Origin of the sequence: Sphingomonas aurantiaca, from assembly GCF_003050705.1 — a bacterium.
GTDB classification, from domain to species: domain Bacteria; phylum Pseudomonadota; class Alphaproteobacteria; order Sphingomonadales; family Sphingomonadaceae; genus Sphingomonas; species Sphingomonas aurantiaca.
This window is the reverse complement of the sequence record NZ_QAOG01000006.1, coordinates 58,472-76,577: the sequence shown is the minus strand read 5'-3', so window position 1 is coordinate 76,577 and position 18,106 is coordinate 58,472. Positions and strand designations below refer to the sequence as shown.

Annotated in this window: 14 protein-coding genes; 4 read left to right on the top strand and 10 right to left on the bottom strand. The window is 68.4% G+C overall.

Features of this window, described 5'->3' with window-relative positions; genetic code table 11:
* Positions 1 to 25: 25 nt before the first annotated feature.
* Positions 26 to 1,642 carry an NAD(P)/FAD-dependent oxidoreductase gene (locus tag C8J26_RS15990; protein ID WP_107959239.1) on the top strand — a complete coding sequence of 539 codons (1,617 nt, stop codon included), beginning with the start codon at positions 26 to 28 and terminating at the stop codon, positions 1,640 to 1,642.
* Positions 1,643 to 1,666: 24 nt separating this feature from the next.
* Here the strand turns inward: C8J26_RS15990 and C8J26_RS15985 are convergent, their stop codons facing one another.
* From C8J26_RS15985 to C8J26_RS15945, 9 genes are all read right to left on the bottom strand, one after another.
* Positions 1,667 to 2,332: a peptidylprolyl isomerase gene (locus tag C8J26_RS15985; protein WP_425275414.1), complete on the bottom strand. Its 666-nt coding sequence runs from the start codon at positions 2,330 to 2,332 to the stop codon at positions 1,667 to 1,669.
* Between the two features lie 133 nt (positions 2,333 to 2,465).
* The gene (locus C8J26_RS15980) at positions 2,466 to 4,124 is read right to left on the bottom strand and encodes an FAD-dependent oxidoreductase (RefSeq protein WP_107959238.1); all 1,659 of its coding nucleotides are present in this window, start codon (positions 4,122 to 4,124) and stop codon (positions 2,466 to 2,468) included.
* Positions 4,121 to 5,503, bottom strand: a complete 1,383-nt coding sequence (locus tag C8J26_RS15975; protein ID WP_107959237.1) for an FAD-containing oxidoreductase — start codon at positions 5,501 to 5,503, stop codon at positions 4,121 to 4,123. The genes C8J26_RS15980 and C8J26_RS15975 overlap by 4 nt, the downstream gene beginning before the upstream one ends.
* A complete protein-coding gene (locus C8J26_RS15970; protein WP_208631427.1) occupies positions 5,500 to 5,955 on the bottom strand; it encodes a DUF4126 family protein in 456 nt (151 codons plus the stop codon). The genes C8J26_RS15975 and C8J26_RS15970 overlap by 4 nt, the downstream gene beginning before the upstream one ends.
* A 282-nt stretch (positions 5,956 to 6,237) precedes the next feature.
* Positions 6,238 to 7,221 (bottom strand): DUF2891 domain-containing protein, encoded by a 984-nt coding sequence (locus tag C8J26_RS15965; RefSeq protein WP_107959236.1) that lies wholly within the window; start codon positions 7,219 to 7,221, stop codon positions 6,238 to 6,240.
* On the bottom strand, positions 7,218 to 10,760 hold the full coding sequence (locus tag C8J26_RS15960) for a hydantoinase B/oxoprolinase family protein (RefSeq protein WP_107959235.1): 3,543 nt from the start codon (positions 10,758 to 10,760) through the stop codon (positions 7,218 to 7,220). The genes C8J26_RS15965 and C8J26_RS15960 overlap by 4 nt, the downstream gene beginning before the upstream one ends.
* Before the next feature lie 7 nt (positions 10,761 to 10,767).
* Positions 10,768 to 11,829, bottom strand: a complete 1,062-nt coding sequence (locus C8J26_RS15955) for a PLP-dependent cysteine synthase family protein (RefSeq protein WP_107959234.1) — start codon at positions 11,827 to 11,829, stop codon at positions 10,768 to 10,770.
* Positions 11,829 to 13,862 carry a M3 family metallopeptidase gene (locus C8J26_RS15950; protein ID WP_107959233.1) on the bottom strand — a complete coding sequence of 678 codons (2,034 nt, stop codon included), beginning with the start codon at positions 13,860 to 13,862 and terminating at the stop codon, positions 11,829 to 11,831. Before C8J26_RS15950 ends, C8J26_RS15955 begins: the two co-directional genes overlap by 1 nt.
* Before the next feature lie 10 nt (positions 13,863 to 13,872).
* The gene (locus C8J26_RS15945; protein ID WP_056414635.1) at positions 13,873 to 15,279 is read right to left on the bottom strand and encodes an L-serine ammonia-lyase; all 1,407 of its coding nucleotides are present in this window, start codon (positions 15,277 to 15,279) and stop codon (positions 13,873 to 13,875) included.
* Between the two features lie 244 nt (positions 15,280 to 15,523).
* Here C8J26_RS15945 and purC point away from each other — a divergent pair, with 244 nt between their 5' ends.
* From purC to purQ, 3 genes are read left to right on the top strand one after another with little or no spacing between them, the layout of a single operon-like run.
* Positions 15,524 to 16,303 carry a phosphoribosylaminoimidazolesuccinocarboxamide synthase gene (gene purC / locus C8J26_RS15940; RefSeq protein ID WP_055876188.1) on the top strand — a complete coding sequence of 260 codons (780 nt, stop codon included), beginning with the start codon at positions 15,524 to 15,526 and terminating at the stop codon, positions 16,301 to 16,303.
* Positions 16,304 to 16,534, top strand: a complete 231-nt coding sequence (purS, locus tag C8J26_RS15935; protein ID WP_107959232.1) for a phosphoribosylformylglycinamidine synthase subunit PurS — start codon at positions 16,304 to 16,306, stop codon at positions 16,532 to 16,534.
* A gap of 13 nt (positions 16,535 to 16,547) precedes the next feature.
* Complete coding sequence (gene purQ, locus C8J26_RS15930) at positions 16,548 to 17,216, top strand: phosphoribosylformylglycinamidine synthase subunit PurQ (RefSeq protein WP_056414633.1); 669 nt, start codon at positions 16,548 to 16,550, stop codon at positions 17,214 to 17,216.
* 91 nt (positions 17,217 to 17,307) lie between these two features.
* On the opposite strand, the gene C8J26_RS15925 is transcribed toward purQ, so the two are convergent.
* Entirely contained in the window at positions 17,308 to 18,063 is a 756-nt protein-coding gene (locus tag C8J26_RS15925) for a queuosine precursor transporter (RefSeq protein WP_082445193.1), read from the bottom strand.
* Positions 18,064 to 18,106: the final 43 nt, after the last annotated feature.

Here is an 18,106-nt window from a genome sequence, read left to right as displayed (position 1 = left end):
CGCCGCGCGGCGCTAGAGCGTGCCCATGCTCCGTATCACCGACCTCAAGCTGCCGCTCAACCACGCCGACGAAGCGCTCCCCGCCGCGATCCGCGATCGCCTGCGCGTCACGCCGCGCGACCTGATCCGCTACACGATCGCCAGGCGGGCGCACGATGCGCGCGACAAGATGGACATCCAGCTCGTCTATTCGGTCGACGTCACGCTGAAGAACGAGGACACCGTCCTCACCCGCTTCCGCAAGGATCGCCACGTCCAGCGCACCCCCGACACCGGCTATCGCTTCGTCACCAAGGGCGGCCCGAGCTATACCGGCCCGCGCCCGGTGGTCGTCGGCGCAGGTCCGTGCGGTCTCTTCGCAGGCCTGATCCTCGCGCAAATGGGGTTCCGCCCGATCATCCTCGACCGCGGCAAGGTCGTCCGCGAGCGCACCAAGGACACTTGGGGCCTCTGGCGCAAGAGCGTGCTCAACCCCGAATCCAACGTCCAGTTCGGCGAAGGCGGCGCGGGCACCTTCTCCGACGGCAAGCTCTGGAGCCAGATCAAGGACCCGCGCCATCTCGGTCGCAAGGTCCTGACCGAGTTCGTCAAGGCCGGCGCGCCGCCCGAAATCCTCACCGAAGCGCACCCGCATATCGGCACGTTCCGCCTCGTGACGATGGTCGAGAGCATGCGCGAGACGATCGAGGCGCTCGGCGGCGAATACCGCTTCTCGACCCGCGTCGACGGCCTCGATGTCGTCGAGGAGGCCGGCACGCGCCAGCTCCGCGGACTTCATCTCAGCACCGGCGACTATCTCGAGGCCAACCATGTCGTCTTCGCGGTCGGCCACAGCGCGCGCGACACGTTCGAGATGCTCCACGCCACGGGCGTCCATGTCGAGGCAAAGCCGTTCTCGATCGGCGTCCGCATCGAGCATCCCCAATCGTGGATCGACGAAGCCCGCTTCGGCCCCTGCGCCGGCCACCCCGATCTCGGTGCGGCGGCGTACAGCCTGTCGCATCACTGCAAGAACGACCGTACCGTCTACAGCTTCTGCATGTGCCCCGGCGGCACCGTCGTCGCCGCGACCTCCGAGGAAGGCCGCGTCGCCACCAACGGCATGAGCCAATATTCGCGCAACGAACGCAACGCGAACTCGGGGATCGTGATCGGCATCGATCCCGCGCGCGACTATCCCGGCCACCCGCTCGCCGGGATCGCGCTGCAGCGCCACTGGGAATCGCGCGCCTATGTCGCGGGCGGCTCGAACTACAAGGCGCCCGCGCAACGCATCGGCGACCTGCTCGCAGGCCGCCCCTCGACCGCGCTCGGATCGGTGATCCCCTCGTACAAGCCGGGGGTCCACATGACCGATCTGTCGGAATGCCTCCCCGACTTCGCGATCACCGCGTTGCGCGAGGCATTGCCCGCCTTCGGCCGCGAGATCCCCGGCTACGATCATCCCGACGCGGTGCTGACGGGGGTCGAGACGCGCACCTCGTCACCCGTCCGGATCACGCGCGGCGACGATTTCGTCAGCCTCAACACCGCCGGGCTGTTCCCGGCGGGCGAAGGTGCCGGCTATGCGGGCGGCATCCTCTCGGCCGCGGTCGACGGAATCAAGGTCGCGGAAGCCGTCGCGCTCAGCCTGACCGCCTGATCGCCTCGAGCAGGCACTCGGACTTCACTTCTTCCGATCGGGACCCGTCTTGATCAGCCACGCGCGCGGCAGTCCGGTCGGCTTTGCCACGCCGTCGAGCCGCCGCGCGCTAACCAGCGCCACGCGCTTGAGGATCATCTGATCCTTGAACGCGTCCATCCCGCCGCCGGTCGGCTTGGCGAGGATACGCTTGATCACGTCCATCCCCGCGACGACGTGCCCGAAGGCCGCATAGCCGGGATAGCCCGGCCGCGCGTCCATCGCCGGCGCGGGCCCCACGGTAATGAAGAAATTACCGCCCGCCGACGCCGGGGTCATGCCGCGCGCCATCGATATCGTCCCGTCGATATGCTTGATCCCGGTCTTCGCGGTTGTCTCGAGCGGAAACGGCGGCAGGATCCGCCGGGCATCGGTGCGAATGCCGCCCTGGACGAAACCGAGCTTCGGCGCCGATTTCTGCCGGCTGGCGCGATAGAAGTCGGTCCCGTCAAACCGTCCGTCATCGACATATTCGAGGAAGTTCTCGGTCGTCTTGGGCGCGCGGCGTGCGTCGAGCGCCAGCACGATCGGGCCCTCCGACGTGACGAAGCGGACTCGAACCAGGCCCGGCCCTGCGCGGTTGGCCCGCTGCGCCGACCCCGCCGTGGCGAGCGTCGTAACGGCCAACAGCCCCATCATCACATGCCGCATCGTCGAATACTCACGCTTTTACCGATCGGGCTCGGCTAGCGGTCGGGGTACGACGACGCAAGCGAGCGTGATCGCGCAGGCGGTCGGTATGAGCGAGTTTGGGTCGCCCGAACGCCGCGTCCCGCTATCCTATTCAGGACGCCGAGCGTTCGGCCGCGTCGGCGAGCGCGACATGGACTTGTGCGACCACCGCGGCACCCTCGCCCACCGCCGCGGCCACCCGCTTGGTCGAACCCGCGCGCACGTCGCCGATCGCGAAGACGCGCGCGCGGCTCGTCTGCAATGTCAGCGCCGCCTTGCCGGTGACGATGAACCCCTTCTCGTCGGTCTCGACACAGCCGTGCAGCCAGCCCGCATTGGGATCGGCGCCGATGAACAGGAACAGGTGCCGGATCGCGCGGCGGAGCGTGCCCCCGTCGCGGTGGTTGCGGAATATCGCCGCGGTCAGCCCGGTCGCGCGGTCACCTTCCAGCCCGACGATTTCAACCCCGACATGCAGTGTCACGTTGGGCAGCGCGGCAATCCGGTCGATGAGGTATCTGGACATCGTCGCGGCAAGGTCGCGCCGGACGACGAGGTGCAGATGCTTCACGCGCGGCGCCAGGAACGCCACCGCCTGTCCTGCCGAATTGCCGCCCCCGACCAGCGCGACCTCCTCGCCCTCGCACAACCGCGCTTCGATCGGCGATGCCCAATAAGAGACGCCCGCCCCTTCGAAACGCTCGAGATCAGGGATATCGGGTCGACGATAGCGTGCGCCCGAGGCGACGATCACGGTCCGCGATCGCACCTGTCGATCCCCCGGCAGTGCAAGCACGAGCGGCTCGTCGTTGACGACCTCGTCGTCGCAGACCAGCCGCGCCACTTCCAGCGGCACCGCGATCTCCGCCCCGAACTTCAGCGCCTGGTTGAACGCGCGCCCCGCCAGCGCCTGCCCCGATATACCGGTCGGGAAGCCCAGGTAATTCTCGATACGCGCCGATGCGCCCGCCTGGCCGCCGATCGCGCGTTCGTCGAGCACGATCGCCGACAGCCCTTCCGATGCCGCATACACCGCCGCCGCCAGTCCCGCCGGCCCCGCACCCACGATCGCGACGTCGTACACCACCGCCGGATCAAGGTCGGGCGTGATGCCGAGACAGGCCGCGACCTCGACATCGGAGGGCCGTTTCAGGATCCTCCCATTCGGACAGACCACGACCGGCAGGTCGCTGCGCAACACACCGATCCGCTCGATCAGCGCCCGACCCTCGTCGTCCGAGGCGGCGTCGAGAACGATGTTGGGATAGCCCGATCGGGTCAGGAACCCCTGCAACCGGACGATATCGGGGCTGCCCGGCACGCCGACGATCACCGTCCCGGCGCCGCCATCCTCGATCAGCCCGACCCGGCGCAGGATCAGCGCGCGCATCACGATTTCGCCGACATCGGCCGATCCCACCATCAGCGCCCGCAGATGCGCAGGGTCGAACGGCAACGCGGTGCACCCGTCGGGCCCCGCCCTGCCCGCCGCGATCGATGGCCGACCCGCGAGCTGGTTCACCTCCCCGGTAAACTGGCCGACCCCGTGCGCGGTGATCGGCGCGTCATGGTTCAGGCCATCGCGGCGTCTGACCTTGATCGACCCCGCCAGCACCAGCCACGCGGGCGCGCCCTGCTCGCCGATCGCATAGACCGGCTCGCCAGGCGCAAACGTCCGTGCCGGGCCGCTCGCAAACCGTTTCGCGGTCTCTCGCTGATCGGGGTCAAGGACCGGGAACATCTGGTGGTCGCGCGATCCGGCGGGGCTCATGTCCGCACCACCGGATCGAGCCCGAGCAAGACGGTCGGGATCAGTTCGGAAACGGTCGGGTGGATCGGCACCGCCCAGCGCAGCGCCGCCACGCTCTGGTCGGCGTTCATCATGTCAAGAATCCCGTGGATCGCCTCGTCGCCCCCCACGCCGAGGATCGCCGCGCCCAGGATCCGCTGCGTCTCGGCATCCGCGACGATCTTGATGAACCCCTTGGTCTCGCCCTTTTCGATCGCGCGCCCGACCCGGGTCATCGGCCTCGACGAGACCAGGATCGGTCGCCCGGACGCCTCGGCCTGCGTCTGCGTCATCCCGATCCGGCCCAGCGGCGGATCGGTATACAGCGCGTAGCCGACCAGCCGCTGGCTCAGCGTCCGGTCGTCGCCATCGAGCAGGTTCGCCGCGACGATCTCATAGTCGTTATACGCGGTATGCGTGAACGCGCCGCGCCCGTTGCAATCGCCAAGCGCCCAGATCCCCGGCACGTTGGTCTGCAACAGATCGTCGACGATCACATAGCCCTTCGCATCGGTCGCGATGCCTGCATACTCCAGTCCGAGATCGTCCGTATTCGGCCGCCGGCCGACCGCGAGCAACACATGGCTGCCGACCACCACCGGCTCGCCCGCATCGCAATCGACCGACACCGCGACGCCGTCCTCGTGCCGCGCGAAGGCGATGCAGTTCGCCCCCGTCCGTATCGCGATGCCCTCGTCTTCAAGGATGTCGCGCACCGCGTCCGACACGTCCGCGTCCTCGTGCGCGATCAGCCGTTCGCCGCGTTCGACGACCGTCACCGCCGCGCCGAACCGGCGATACATCTGCGCGAACTCGAGTCCCACATAGCTTCCACCGACCACGACGAGATGCGCGGGCACCGCCTCGAGCGCCACCATGTCGGTATTGTCGAGATGCGGCACGTCGCCGACGCCCGGCATGTCGGGCACGCTCGCGCGCCCGCCGACGTTGAGGAAGATGCGCGGCGCGGTCAGGATCTCGTTATCTACCGCGATCGTCGTCGGCCCCGTGAAGCGCGCATGGCCGCGCAGCATCGTCAGCCCGGCCATGCCTGCCAGCCATGCCTCGTTTCCCTCACGCGCGTCGGTCACGACCTTGCGCGCGCGTGCCGCCACCGCCGGCATGTCGATCCCGACATCCCCGGTCCGCACGCCGAACTCCGCCGCGCGCCGGGCGAGGTGCGCGGCATAGGCGCTGGCGACGAGCGTCTTGGTCGGCATGCACCCCGTATTGACGCAGGTCCCGCCGACCAGCTTGCGCTCGATCAGCGCGACCGTCATCCCCGCCGCGGTCAGGCGCCCGGCGAGCGGTGGCCCCGCCTGCCCGGCGCCGACGATGATCGCATCGAACCGCCGTGTCATAGCGACGCGACCACGATCACGCTGAGCCCGATCGCCAGCGCATCCTCGACCAGCGCGGCAGGCCGATCGCGGCCGAACGTCGCCGCGAGCAAGGCTCTCAGTCGCGCACCGCCCACCGTCCCGAGGATCGCACCGATCACACCCAGCACCAGCCCGAGGATCGGCGCGCCCGTCGCATAGCCGATCGCCGCGCCCGACACGCCACCCGTGACGATCCGCGCGACGAACGGTGCGGGGGTCATACGGCTCGGCGTCGAGGGCAGTTGGTCGCCGACGAGTTCGCCGGCCGCCAGGATCGTGAACACCCAGGGCGTGAAGCGCGCCCCGAGAACGGCCAGCCCCGACCCCTGCAACTGTAGCAGGCCGGTCGATGCGGCCCAGGCGATCGCCGCCGGGGCCATCATCGCCCGCAATCCGGCGACGAAGCCGATGATCAGAGCGAGAACCAGCACGGGCGTCTCCTGCAATTTCGCATCGCGCGACGCTTTCACGCCCGCTTCAGCCGGTCAATCGGCGATCGGGTCCAGCATCAGCGTCGTCCCCGACCGTGCCGAAGGCAGAGGCAGGAGACCCGCTTACCGAAGTGGTTGCAACGGCAGGACAAACCTGATTTCAGCCCGGTAGCCACTACCGCGGAACAGCCGGCAACGTCCGCACAGATGATCGATCCATTTCGGGCGCGTAATGAATTATCGCGACGCTGGCCGAATCATGTACCGCCGATCACGACGATGTCAGGCGTCCAACGCGAGGAGAGCGAACGTCGCCAGCCAGTGTTCGCCCATATAATCATCGGCAAGATGCGGCAGTGCCTCGGCGAGGTGCGCGTTGGCGATGCCGCGCGCCCGCGCCGGGTCGGGCAGCGCATCGGCAATCGATCGCCACCCCCAGGCGCGCGACAGGTTCACGCCGTCGAGATGCGCAAGCCGGCCGTCCGACCGATCGCTGACGAGCGCGGGCGCCCGCAGGCACGTCGTCGCCGCCCCGAACGGGTCCGGCAGGAACGCGCTCAGCCACCCCTCGAACGAAGTCCCCAGCACGTCGCGCATCAGCACCGCCTCGCACAAGGTCGCCGACAGGAAATCCTCGCCGCTCGGCTCCCATGGCCGGCAATCGCGATCCGCCCCGAACCACTCGCGCGCGCGCGCCTCGATCAGCGTTGCCAGCGCGGTGTCGTGCGTCCGCGCCCAGCGGAGCGCATGCACCAGCGCGAACGCGGTACAGTCATGCTTGCCGCTCCGGACCGGATAGACGAGCTTGGGCAGATAGTCCGCGAACCGCGCCGCGAATGCGCGCGCGAGCGGCTCGATCGCCGCCGCCCAGCCGCGATCGGGCCGCAACGCCAGTTCGTCATGCAGCGCCAGCAGCCAGCCCCACCCATAAGGCCGCTCGAAGCTCCCCGTCGTCGGCCGCGCCAGATAGGCGAGCTCCCCCGCCGCGCGCTCCGCCACCAGCATCCGGTCCGCCAGCGCCTCGACCGCAGCCGCCTCGGGCATCGCGGGAAACAGCCGGGCCAGCCGCATCACCTGCCACCAGCCATGCACGCAGCTATGCCAGTCATAGCTGCCGTGAAAGATCGGATGCAGCGTCTTGGGCAGCGCAAGATCACCCGGCCCGCCCAGCGTCTGGTCGAGCTTGTACGGCCACTCGCGCGTAAGATGCCCCAGCGTCAGCGCGGCGAACCGCCCCGCGGTCGCCTGGTCCAGTGCGTGCGTCATTCGGCTCTCCCAAACCCACCGCCGCCGGGCGTCTCGATCACGAACACGTCGCCTGCGTGCATGTCGACGCGCGCGGTCGAGCCGAGCGGCTCCACGCTGCCATCCGCCCGCTCGACGCTCGCCGAGCCAAGACCGCCGCGCTCGCCGCCCGCCATGCCGAACGGCGCGATGCGGCGACGGTTGGCGAGGATGCACGCGGTCATGTCTCCGAGAAACCGTACGCGGCGCGTGCCGCCGTCGCCGCCATGATGCGCGCCTGCCCCGCCCGAGCCGCGACGGATCGCGAATTCCTCGAGCAGCACGGGGAAGCGCGTCTCGAAGATCTCGGGGTCGGTCAGCCGGCTGTTGGTCATGTGCGTCTGGATCACCGCCGCGCCGTCGAAACCGGGGCCCGCGCCCGCCCCGCCGGCGATCGTCTCGTAATATTGGTGCGTGTCGTTGCCGAAGGTAAAGTTGTTCATCGTCCCCTGGCTCGCAGCCATCGCGCCGAGCGCAGCGAACAGCGCGTCGGTAACGACCTGGCTGGTCTCGACATTCCCGGCGACGACCGCGGCGGGATAGCGCGGGTTGAGCATCGAGCCTTCGGGCACGCGGATCGTCACGCCACGCAGGCAGCCGTCGTTGAGCGGCACGGCCTCGTCGATCAGTGCACGCACGACGTAGAGCACCGCCGCGCGGACGATCGAGACGGGCGCGTTGAAATTGGTCGGGCGCTGCTCGCTGGTGCCGGCGAAGTCGACCTCCAGCGTCGCGGCCGCGCGATCGATACGGACAGCCACACGAACGACCGCGCCGTCATCCATTTCATAGGCGAAAGCGCCATCGTCGAGCGTCGCGATCAGGCGGCGAACGGCGGCGTCGGCATTGGCCTGGACGTGCTCCATATACGCCGCAACGACGTAGGTGCCGTATTCGTCGGCAAGCCGAGTCAGCCCCGTCGCGCCGCGGGTGCAGGCGGCGAGCTGGGCGGACAGGTCGGCGATGTTCTGGTCGATGTTACGGGCCGGATACGCGCCGGACGCGAACACGGCGCGGAGTTCGCTTTCGAGGAAGCGCCCTTCGTCGACCACCAGCACGTCGTCGAGCAGCACGCCTTCTTCCTCGACCGACCGGCTTTCGGGCGGCATCGATCCCGGGGTGATCCCGCCGACGTCTGCGTGATGGCCGCGCGCCGCCACGAAGAACGCGGGCGCGTCGCCGTCCTCCGCGAAGACCGGCATGATGACCGTGATGTCGGGCAAATGCGTGCCCCCGCGATAGGGGGCGTTGAGCGCATAGGCGTCGCCGCGACGGATCCCGCGACCGTCCGCGCCGCCGCCGCGCGCGTCGATGATCGTGCGGATGCTCTCGCCCATCGAGCCCAGGTGGACCGGGATGTGCGGTGCGTTGGCGACGAGGTTGCCGTGCGCGTCGAACAGCGCGCAGCTGAAGTCGAGGCGTTCGCGGATGTTGACGGAGGCCGCGGAGCGCTGGAGCGCTGCGCCCATCTCCTCGGCGATGCTCATGAACAGCCCGGCGAAGATCGCCAGCCGAACGGGATCGGACTCGGTGCCGATACTGACGCCGACGCGCGGTGCGATCCGGTCGAGGATCAGGTTGCCAACCGTGTCGACGCGCGCGCGCCAGCCGGGCTCGACGATCGTGGTCGAGACGCTGTCGAGGATCAGCGCGGGGCCGTCGACGCCGTGCCCGACGGGGAGGCCTTCGCGCGCCAAGACCGGCGTGTCGTGCCAGGCGCCCGCCATGTAGACGGGGGTGGTCGCGAGAGGGGCCGCGGGTGCGTCCGGGAAGGTGACCAGCGCGGCGTCGATCGGCGGGCTCTCGGCGATCGCTTCCGCGACGATCCGGTCGGCGATCAGCGGGGCGTCGCTCGCGAACCCGAACTGCGCGACGTGCGCGGCGTCGAACGCGGCGATCATCGCGGCTGGGTCGTTGAGATCGAGCTCGATCGTGTGATCGGTCTGGCCGCGGCGCAGATGCACGCGTCGCTCGATCCGCACGGCGTCCACCGCAACGCCCTGCGCCACGAGCGCGCCGCGCGCAGCCTCCGCCAGGCCATCCAACGCCTGCGTGATCGCGGCATAGTCCGCAAACGCCGCGCCCGATGTCGCCTCGCGCAGGACGCGCCGATCGGCAAGCCCCATGCCGTATGCCGACAGCACGCCGGCGAGCGGGTGGATCATCACCCGGTCCATCGCCAGCGCATCGGCGACCAGGCAGGCATGCTGCCCCCCCGCCCCGCCGAAGCACGCCAGCGTGTAGCGCGTCACGTCATGCCCACGCGCGACCGAGATCGTCCGGATCGCATTCGCCATGTTCGCCACCGCGACCGCGACGAACCCTTCCGCCGCCGCCTGCGGATCAAGCGGCAATTCCGCAAACCGCGCGGCGACCGCCTCGGCATCGAGCGGCGCATCGCCAGTCGGTCCGAACAGCGCGGGGAAGAATTCGGGGCGCACCTTGCCGAGCATCACGTTGCAGTCGGTTACCGTGAGCGGCCCGCCGCGGCGATAGCAGGCGGGCCCCGGGACCGCGCCCGCGCTCTCCGGGCCGACGATCAGCCTTTCCCCGTCAAAGCGGCAGATCGAGCCACCGCCGGCCGCGACGGTGTGGATCCGCAGCATCGGCGCGCGGATGCGCGCGCCCGCGATCAGCGTCTCGGTGTCGCGTTCATAGGTGCCGGCATAATGCGACACGTCGGTCGAGGTGCCGCCCATGTCGAAGCCGATGACGTGCTCGAACCCGGCCTCGCGCGCGGTCGCGGCCATGCCGACTATGCCGCCCGCGGGCCCCGACAGGATCGCGTCCTTCCCGCGAAAGCCCGCGCCGTCGACCAGCCCGCCCGACGACTGCATGAACAGCGCGCCCTGCCCCAGCGCGTCGCTCAACCCCGCGACATAGCGATCGACGACCGGCGACAGATACGCGTCGACAACGGTCGTATCGCCGCGCCCGATCAGCTTGATCAGCGGCGCGACCTTGTGGCTGACGGAGATTTGCGTGAAGCCGATGTCGGCGGCGATTGCCGCCAGCGCCGCCTCGTGCGCGGTGAAGCGATAGCCGTGCATGAGGACGATCGCGACGGCCCGCAGGCCACTGTCGAACGCCGCCTGCAATCCCGCCCGGGCCGCATTGACGTCGAGCGGACGGAGGACATCGCCCGCCGTGCCGACGCGCTCGTCGATCTCGACGACGTGTGCGAACAGCGGCGGCGGGCGGTTCACGTCGCGCGCGAAGATATCGGACCGTTCCTGGTGGCCGATCAGCAGCGCGTCGCCGAAGCCGCGCGTGATTGCGAGGACGGTCGGCTCGCCCTTGCGTTCGAGCAGCGCGTTGGTTGCGACCGTCGTCCCGATCCGCAAGGTCAGCGGCACGTCGGCGCCGTCGGTCAGCCGCCGGATCGCCTCCACCGCCGCATCGCCATAGCGTTCGGGATCCTCCGACAACAGCTTGGCGGTGACAATCCGCCCATCGGGTTGCCGCGCGACGACGTCGGTGAACGTGCCGCCGCGATCGATCCAGAACTGCCATGCGGTCATCGGTCCATCAGCCCAGAAAAGCGGTCATCCGTGCGGCGGCATCGGTCCACGCCACCTGGCGCTCGTCGAGCCACGCATCGTCGTAATAGGTGCAGCCATAGCGGTCGCCGCCGTCGCACAGCAACGTGACGATGCTGCCGGTCTCGCCCGCCGCCGCCATTTCCGCGATCAGCTGCGCACAGGCCCAGAGGTTGGTACCGGTCGAGCCACCGACGCGCCGCCCGAGCCGGTCCGACAGCGCGCGCATCGCGCCGATGCTGTCGGCATCCTCGACCGCGATCATCCGGTCGATCACCGACGGTACGAAGCTCGGCTCGACGCGCGGCCGGCCGATCCCCTCGATCCGCGACGCACAGCCTTCGGGCAGCGCGGCGACCGAACGATCCTCGAAATGCTTGTGGAACACCGAGTGCACCGGGTCCGCGACGCACAACCTGGTGTCGTGCCGGCAATAGCGGATGAAGCGCCCGATCGTCGCCGACGTCCCCCCGGTGCCGGCGCCGCACACGATCCAGGACGGGCACGGATGCTCCTCCTCGCCCATCTGCGCGAAGATGCTCTCGGCGATGTTGTTGTTGCCGCGCCAGTCGGTCGCGCGCTCGGCATAGGTGAACTGGTCGAGATAATGCCCGCCGGTCTCCGCGGCGAGGCGGTGCGAGACCGCGTAGACGGTGCGCGGATCGTCGACCATGTGGATCTCGCCGCCGTGGAAGCGGATCGCGTCGAGCTTTGGCGCCGCGGTCGTCGCGGGGACCACGGCGATGAAGCGCAGCCCCAGCATCCTGGCGAAATACGCCTCCGACACCGCAGTCGACCCCGACGAGGATTCGATCACCGTCGTCTCGGGTCCGATCCATTCGTTGCACAGCGCGTACAGGAACAGCGAGCGCGCGAGCCGGTGCTTGAGGCTGCCGGTCGGATGCGAACTCTCGTCCTTCAGGTACAGGACGATACCGGGATAGCGCGGCAGGTCGACGCGGATCAGATGCGTGTCGGCGGACCGGTTATAGTCCGCCTCGATCCGCCGTACCGCCTCCGACAACCAGCGCCGGTCGACGCGCTTCGGCATTACTGGAGCCCGTGCCGGATCAGCATCGCGGTCGGCTCGGGATCGCGCCCGCGGAACGCGCGGAAGCTGTCCGCCGCGGGCCGCGTCGCGCCGCGCGCGAGCACCTCCTCGCGGAACCGGTCGCCGGTCGCGCGGTCGACGAGCCCCGCCTCGGCAAACGCCTCGAAGCCATCGGCGGCCAGCAGCTCGGCATAGAGATAGCTGTAATAGCCCGACGCGTACCCGCCGGCGAAGATATGGCTGAACGCGTGCGGGAAACGGTGCCATTCCGGCGGACGGATCACCGCCACCTCGTCGCGCACCGCCTCGATCACCTCGATCGGATCGCTGCCCATCGTGCCGAGATGGAGCAGCAGGTCGAACAGCGCAAATTCGACCTGCCGCAGGATGAACATCCCCGCCTGGAAATGCCGCGCCTTCACCATCCGCTCGAACAGGTCGGCGGGGAGCGTCTCGCCCGTCTTGTAGTGGCCCGACATGCCGGTGAGGACATCCTTGTCCCAGGCGAAATCCTCCATCAGTTGGCTCGGCAGCTCGATCGCGTCCCATTCGAACCCGTTGGTGCCCGCGATGCTCGGCCGGTTCACCTTGGTGAACAGCAGGTGGATGCAGTGGCCGGTCTCGTGGAGCAGCGTCGTCACGTCGTTATGCGACAGCAAAGACGGCGTCTCGCCGCCATCCGGCGCGAAGTTGCAGACGAGATACGCGACCGGCACCGCGATCGTGTTGCCGTCCTGCAACCGCGGCCGCGCCTGCGCCATCCACGCGCCGCCGCGCTTGCCCGTGCGCGCATGGAGATCGAGATACAGCCCGGCGAACACCGCCCCGCTCTCGTCCACCACGTCGAAGAATCGCGCATCGTCGTGGTACAGCGACACGTCGTCGCGCTCGACCAACTTGATCCCGAACAGCCGCTCCATCAGCGTCTGCCAGCCCTCCATCACGCGTTCGACGGGGAAATACGCCTTCACCACCTGCGCATCGACCGCATAGCGATCCTGCCGCAGCCGGTTCGAGACGAACCCTGCATCCCAAGGCTCGAAATCGGCGATGCCGAGATGTTCGGCGGCGAACGTCTTGAGCTCGGCGAGATCGCGCTCCGCCGCGGGCTTGGCGCGCCGCGCGAGGTCGCGCAGGAATGCGATCACCTCGGCGCCGTTGGGGGCCATCTTGGTCTCGAGCGACCACGCGACCGGATCGGCGAACCCGAGCAGTTTGGCACCCTCATGCCGGAGCTCGAGAATGCGGGCGATCCGGCCGCTGTTGTCGAACTCGCCCGCGTTCGGCCCCTGGTCCGACGCACGCGTCGCGAACGCGCGGTACATGCGCGCGCGCAGGTCGCGGTTCTCGGCAAAGGTCAGCACCGCGTTGACGCTCGGCTGTTGCAGCGTGACCAGCCAGCCCGCCTGCCCCTTCGCCTTGGCGGCATCCGCGAACATCGCCTTGTCCGCGTCGGAGATCCCGGCGAGATCGGCCTCGTCGGTCACCAGCTCGGACCAGGCGTCGGTCGCATCGAGCACCGCGCTGCCGAACTCGTTCGACAGGCCCGACAGCTCGACCGAAATCGCGCTGAACCGGTCGCGTGCCTCGGGTTCGAGCGCGACGCCCGACAGCGTGAAATCGCGGATCGCATGCTCGACCGCGACCCGGTCGGCCTCGGGCAGGGTCGCGAACGCGGGCGAGACGCTGAGCGCGACGAACACCTCGTACAGATCGCGGTTCTGCCCCACCTTCATGTCGTTCTCGACGAGCCGCCTCTGCCCCTCCGCATAGGCCGCGCGCAGTTCGGGCGTGTCCGCCACGCCGTGCAGGTGCGACACCGCCGACCAGATCGCGCCGATCTCGGTATTGGCGCGCTCATAGGGCAGCCAAGCGCCTGCGAAGTCGGTCGGCCGCGCGGTCGTCAGCGCCTCGACCATCGCCTCGTGCCGCGCGATCGCCTCGTCGAGCGCGGGGGCGATCTGGGCGGGGGCGAGGTCGGCGAAGCGGGGCAGCGACAGCGTATCGAGAAGCGGGTTCGTCGGGGCAGTCATCGGATATCCTTCAGCATTCGACGACGTTGACGGCCAGGCCCCCAAGCGACGTCTCCTTATATTGCGAGCGCATGTCCTCACCGGTCTGGCGCATCGTCTCGATCACCGCATCGAGGCTGACGATATGGCGACCGTCCCCCCGCAGCGCCAGATACGCCGCGTTGATCGCCTTGATCGCGCCCATCGTGTTGCGCTCGATGCACGGGATCTGGACCAGCCCGCCGATCGGATCGCAGGTGAGGCCGAGATTATGCTCCATGCCGATCTCGGCGGCGTTCTCGATCTGCGCATTGGTGCCGCCGAGCGCCGCGACCAGCGCGCCCGCCGCCATCGAGCACGCGACGCCGACCTCGCCCTGGCAGCCCATCTCGGCGGCGGAGATCGACGCGCGCTTCTTGTAGAGAAACCCGATCGCCGCGGCGGTCAGCAGGAAGTCGTGCGCGCCCTTTGGCGTCGGATCCTTGGTGAACGTCTCGTAGAAGCGCAGCACCGCGGGCAGCACGCCCGCCGCGCCATTGGTCGGCGCGGTCACGACGCGGCCGCCTGCGGCATTCTCCTCGTTCACCGCCAGCGCGTACAGGCTCACCCATTCGAACACCGCGGACGGATCCGCCGCGGTGTCGCGCGCCTGCAACCCCTCGAACAACGCGCGCGCACGACGCGGCACCTTGAGGCCGCCGGGCAATATGCCCCCCTGCCGACACCCGCGATCGATCGACGCGAACATCGCGCTCCGCACCGCATCGAGAAACGCATCGGTCTCGCTGTCCGGCCGCCAGGCGATCTCGTTCTCGCGGACGATCTCGGCGATCGTCATCCCCGTGGCGTCGCCCGTCGCGAGCAGCTCGGCGCCCGACGAGAAGGGCCGCGGCAACAGGATGTTCGCCTTGACCGGCCCCGACCCCGCCTCGACGATCGCACCGCCGCCGATCGAGAAATAGGTCCGCTCGACGCTGCGCCCGTCGCCGAACGTAGCGGTGAAGGTCACCGCATTGGGATGGCCCGGCAGGAACGTCTGCGCGTGGAACAGCAGATGCTGGCTTTCCTCGAAGCCGATCTCGACCCGCTCGGCGAGCATCAGCCGTCCGCTCGACCGGATCGCCGCCAGCCGGACCGGGATCAGGTCGGGATCGATCGTCTCGGGCTGCGCACCGCTGAGCCCCAGCATCACCGCACTGTCGGTCGCATGCCCCCGCCCGGTCAGCGCGAGCGACCCGTAAAGATCGACTCGCACGGCCACGGGCTTCTCGTCCGCGACCAGATCGGCGAACAGCCACGCCGCGCGCATCGGCCCCACGGTGTGCGAACTCGACGGCCCGATCCCGATCGTGAACAGATCGAGGATCGAGATCGCCTGGTGGCAATCCGGGCGTGCGCGGGTCTGCTCGTCTTGGCGATCGCGGATGAGTGGCTCCATGCACCGGCCCCTATCGCCTTGACCGGACGGTGGAAAGCACGGACGTCGACCGCATCGACGTGCGGCCCTGTCCGGCGCTGCACCACGCGGGGTAGCGCGCGCGTTTCACGGACCGCACCGATCCGATTGCACCCCCCGCACCCTTCGCCTATAGGCGCGGCCTATTCCGGCCTCGGCTTCGCGACGCATGTCGCGTAGGCTGGGGCCGCTCGATTTTCACCGCTTGATTTTCAGGGGACCGCGCATGGCTCGCCGCCGCCAGATCTACGAAGGCAAGGCCAAGATCCTCTACGAGGGTCCGGAGCCCGGCACGCTGATCCAGTATTTCAAGGATGACGCGACCGCGTTCAATGCCCAGAAGAAGGGCACGATCAACGGCAAGGGCGTGCTCAACAACCGGATTTCCGAGCACATCTTCACGCTACTCGACCATATCGGCGTGCCGACGCACTTCATCCGCCGGCTCAACATGCGCGAGCAGCTGATCCGCCAGGTCGAGATCGTCCCGATCGAAGTCGTCGTGCGCAACGTCGCCGCGGGCTCGATCTCGACGCGTCTCGGGATCGAGGAGGGCACCAAGCTGCCCCGCACGATCATCGAATATTACTACAAGGACGATGCGCTCGGCGATCCGATGATCTCCGACGAACACATCGCCGCGTTCGGCTGGGCGAGCCAGGAGGAGATGCACGACATCGCCGACCTCGCGATCCGCGTGAACGATTTCCTGTGCGGGCTGTTCGCCGGCGTCGGCATCCGCCTCGTCGACTTCAAGCTCGAATTCGGCCGCATCTTCGACAACGACTTTGGCCGCATCATCCTCGCCGACGAGATCAGCCCCGATGGCTGCCGTCTGTGGGACATGGAAACCAACGAGAAGATGGACAAGGACCGCTTCCGTCGCGATCTCGGCGGCGAAGTCGAGGCCTATCAGGAGGTTGCACGCCGTCTTGGCCTGTTGCCCGAAGGTGGCGACAATTCGGTCCTCGATCTCGAAAAGCATCGCAAGAACCGGGGCAAGTAAATGAAACTGAAGGTTTTCGTGACACTCAAGCCCGGCGTGCTCGACCCGCAGGGCCGCGCCATCCATCATGCACTCGGCAGCCTCGGCTTCGACGGCGTGCGGGACGTCCGCCAGGGCAAGCTGATCGAGCTCGAGGTCGCCGACGATACCGACGACGCGACGATCGACGGCATGTGCCGCAAGCTCCTCGCCAACACGGTGATCGAGAATTACCGGGTCGAAAAGGCATGAAGGTGGTATTGTCATGAAGACTGCGGTCATCGTGTTCCCCGGCTCCAACTGCGACCGCGACATCGCCGTCGCGCTGGAGGCGGTGACCGGCGTCAAGCCGCGCATGGTCTGGCACGGCGACGCGGATCTGCCCGCGGATGTCGGGCTGGTCGCGGTGCCCGGGGGCTTCTCCTATGGCGATTACCTGCGCTCGGGCGCGATCGCCGCACGCTCGCCGATCATGCGCGCGGTCGTCGAACAGGCGGGCAAGGGCTTGCCCGTGCTCGGCATTTGCAACGGCTTCCAGGTGCTGACCGAAGCGGGGCTCCTCCCCGGCGCGCTGATGCGCAACGAGGGTCTCAACTTCGTCTGCCGCGACGTCGCGCTGACCGTCGAGACATCGAGCTCGACCTTCACCTCGGGCTACAAGGCGGGCGAACGCGTGTCCTTCCCGGTCGCGCATCACGACGGCAATTATTTCGCCGACACCGAGACGCTCGACCGCCTCGAAGGCGAAGGCCGCGTCGCGTTCCGCTATGCCGAGAGCGTCAACGGTTCCGCGCGCAACATCGCCGGCCTGCTCAACGACAAGGGCAACGTACTCGGCATGATGCCGCATCCCGAACGCCGCATCGAAGCCGCGCACGGCGGCACCGATGGTCGCCGCCTGTTCGAAGGCCTGATGGAAGCCGTCAGCGCCTAAACCGTCATCCTGGGCTCGATCCAGGATCCAGAGCCGAGACCGCGCTCGTCTTTGGCTCTGGATCCCCGCCTTTCGCTGGGATGACGGGGGCTCAAACCCGCGTCCGGAACGGCGAGAAGTCCGTCCCCTCGTCATACACGTCGACGCCCTCGGCGCGCTTGAGCCACCCCACGACCAGATAGGTCAGCGGCGTCAGCAGCACCTCCCACGACACCTTCAGCAGGAACTGGCTGACCATCACCATCAGCATCGCCTCGACCGGCCAGTCGGGCGCGCCGTAAAAGGCGAGCGGATAGAAGATCAGGCTGTCGAACGCCTGCCCCACCACCGTGCTGCCGATCGTTCGCGTCCACAGCATGCGGCCCTTGGTCCAGACTTTCATCCGCGCCAGCACGAAGCTGTTGGCGAACTCCCCAACCCAGAACGCGCAAATCGACGCGAGCACGATCCGCGGCACCTGCCCGAACACGGACTCGTATGCCGCTTGGCCCGTCCAGCCCTGGTCGGGCGGCAACGCAACGACGACCGCGGACATGAACACCATGAACAGCATCGCGCCGAACCCCGCCCAGATGCAGCGTCGCGCGCGCGCATAGCCGTAAACCTCGGTCAGGATGTCACCGATCACATAGCTGACCGGAAAGAACAGGATCCCCGCACCGAACGGCCAGACGCCGATGAACGGCAGGTCGATCACCGCGCGCTTGCCCGCGCCGATCACGTTCGACAGCAACAGGATCGTGACGAACGCCGCCATCACGAAGTCGAAATAGCGAAACTGCTCTGCGCGCACCGCACTCGCGGTGACCGGTTCGAGCCCCTGCCGCTGATCCGTTCCGATTTTCATCCGCGCGTTATGATCGAGGTTCCAAGCCCGCACAATCCGCGCT

Bases quoted from the DNA above. Each gene is read 5' to 3' on its own strand.
- C8J26_RS15945 (WP_056414635.1), bottom strand. From the start codon at position 15,279: ATGGAGCCACTCATCCGCGATCGCCAAGACGAGCAGACCCGCGCACGC.
- C8J26_RS15955 (WP_107959234.1), bottom strand. From the start codon at position 11,829: ATGCCGAAGCGCGTCGACCGGCGCTGGTTGTCGGAGGCGGTACGGCGG.
- C8J26_RS15985 (WP_425275414.1), bottom strand. From the start codon at position 2,332: ATGCGGCATGTGATGATGGGGCTGTTGGCCGTTACGACGCTCGCCACG.
- C8J26_RS15975 (WP_107959237.1), bottom strand. From the start codon at position 5,503: ATGACACGGCGGTTCGATGCGATCATCGTCGGCGCCGGGCAGGCGGGG.
- C8J26_RS15980 (WP_107959238.1), bottom strand. From the start codon at position 4,124: ATGAGCCCCGCCGGATCGCGCGACCACCAGATGTTCCCGGTCCTTGAC.
- C8J26_RS15990 (WP_107959239.1), top strand. From the start codon at position 26: ATGCTCCGTATCACCGACCTCAAGCTGCCGCTCAACCACGCCGACGAA.
- C8J26_RS15950 (WP_107959233.1), bottom strand. From the start codon at position 13,862: ATGACTGCCCCGACGAACCCGCTTCTCGATACGCTGTCGCTGCCCCGC.
- C8J26_RS15960 (WP_107959235.1), bottom strand. From the start codon at position 10,760: ATGACCGCATGGCAGTTCTGGATCGATCGCGGCGGCACGTTCACCGAC.
- purC (WP_055876188.1), top strand. From the start codon at position 15,524: ATGGCTCGCCGCCGCCAGATCTACGAAGGCAAGGCCAAGATCCTCTAC.
- purQ (WP_056414633.1), top strand. From the start codon at position 16,548: ATGAAGACTGCGGTCATCGTGTTCCCCGGCTCCAACTGCGACCGCGAC.
- C8J26_RS15925 (WP_082445193.1), bottom strand. From the start codon at position 18,063: ATGAAAATCGGAACGGATCAGCGGCAGGGGCTCGAACCGGTCACCGCG.
- purS (WP_107959232.1), top strand. From the start codon at position 16,304: ATGAAACTGAAGGTTTTCGTGACACTCAAGCCCGGCGTGCTCGACCCG.
- C8J26_RS15965 (WP_107959236.1), bottom strand. From the start codon at position 7,221: ATGACGCACGCACTGGACCAGGCGACCGCGGGGCGGTTCGCCGCGCTG.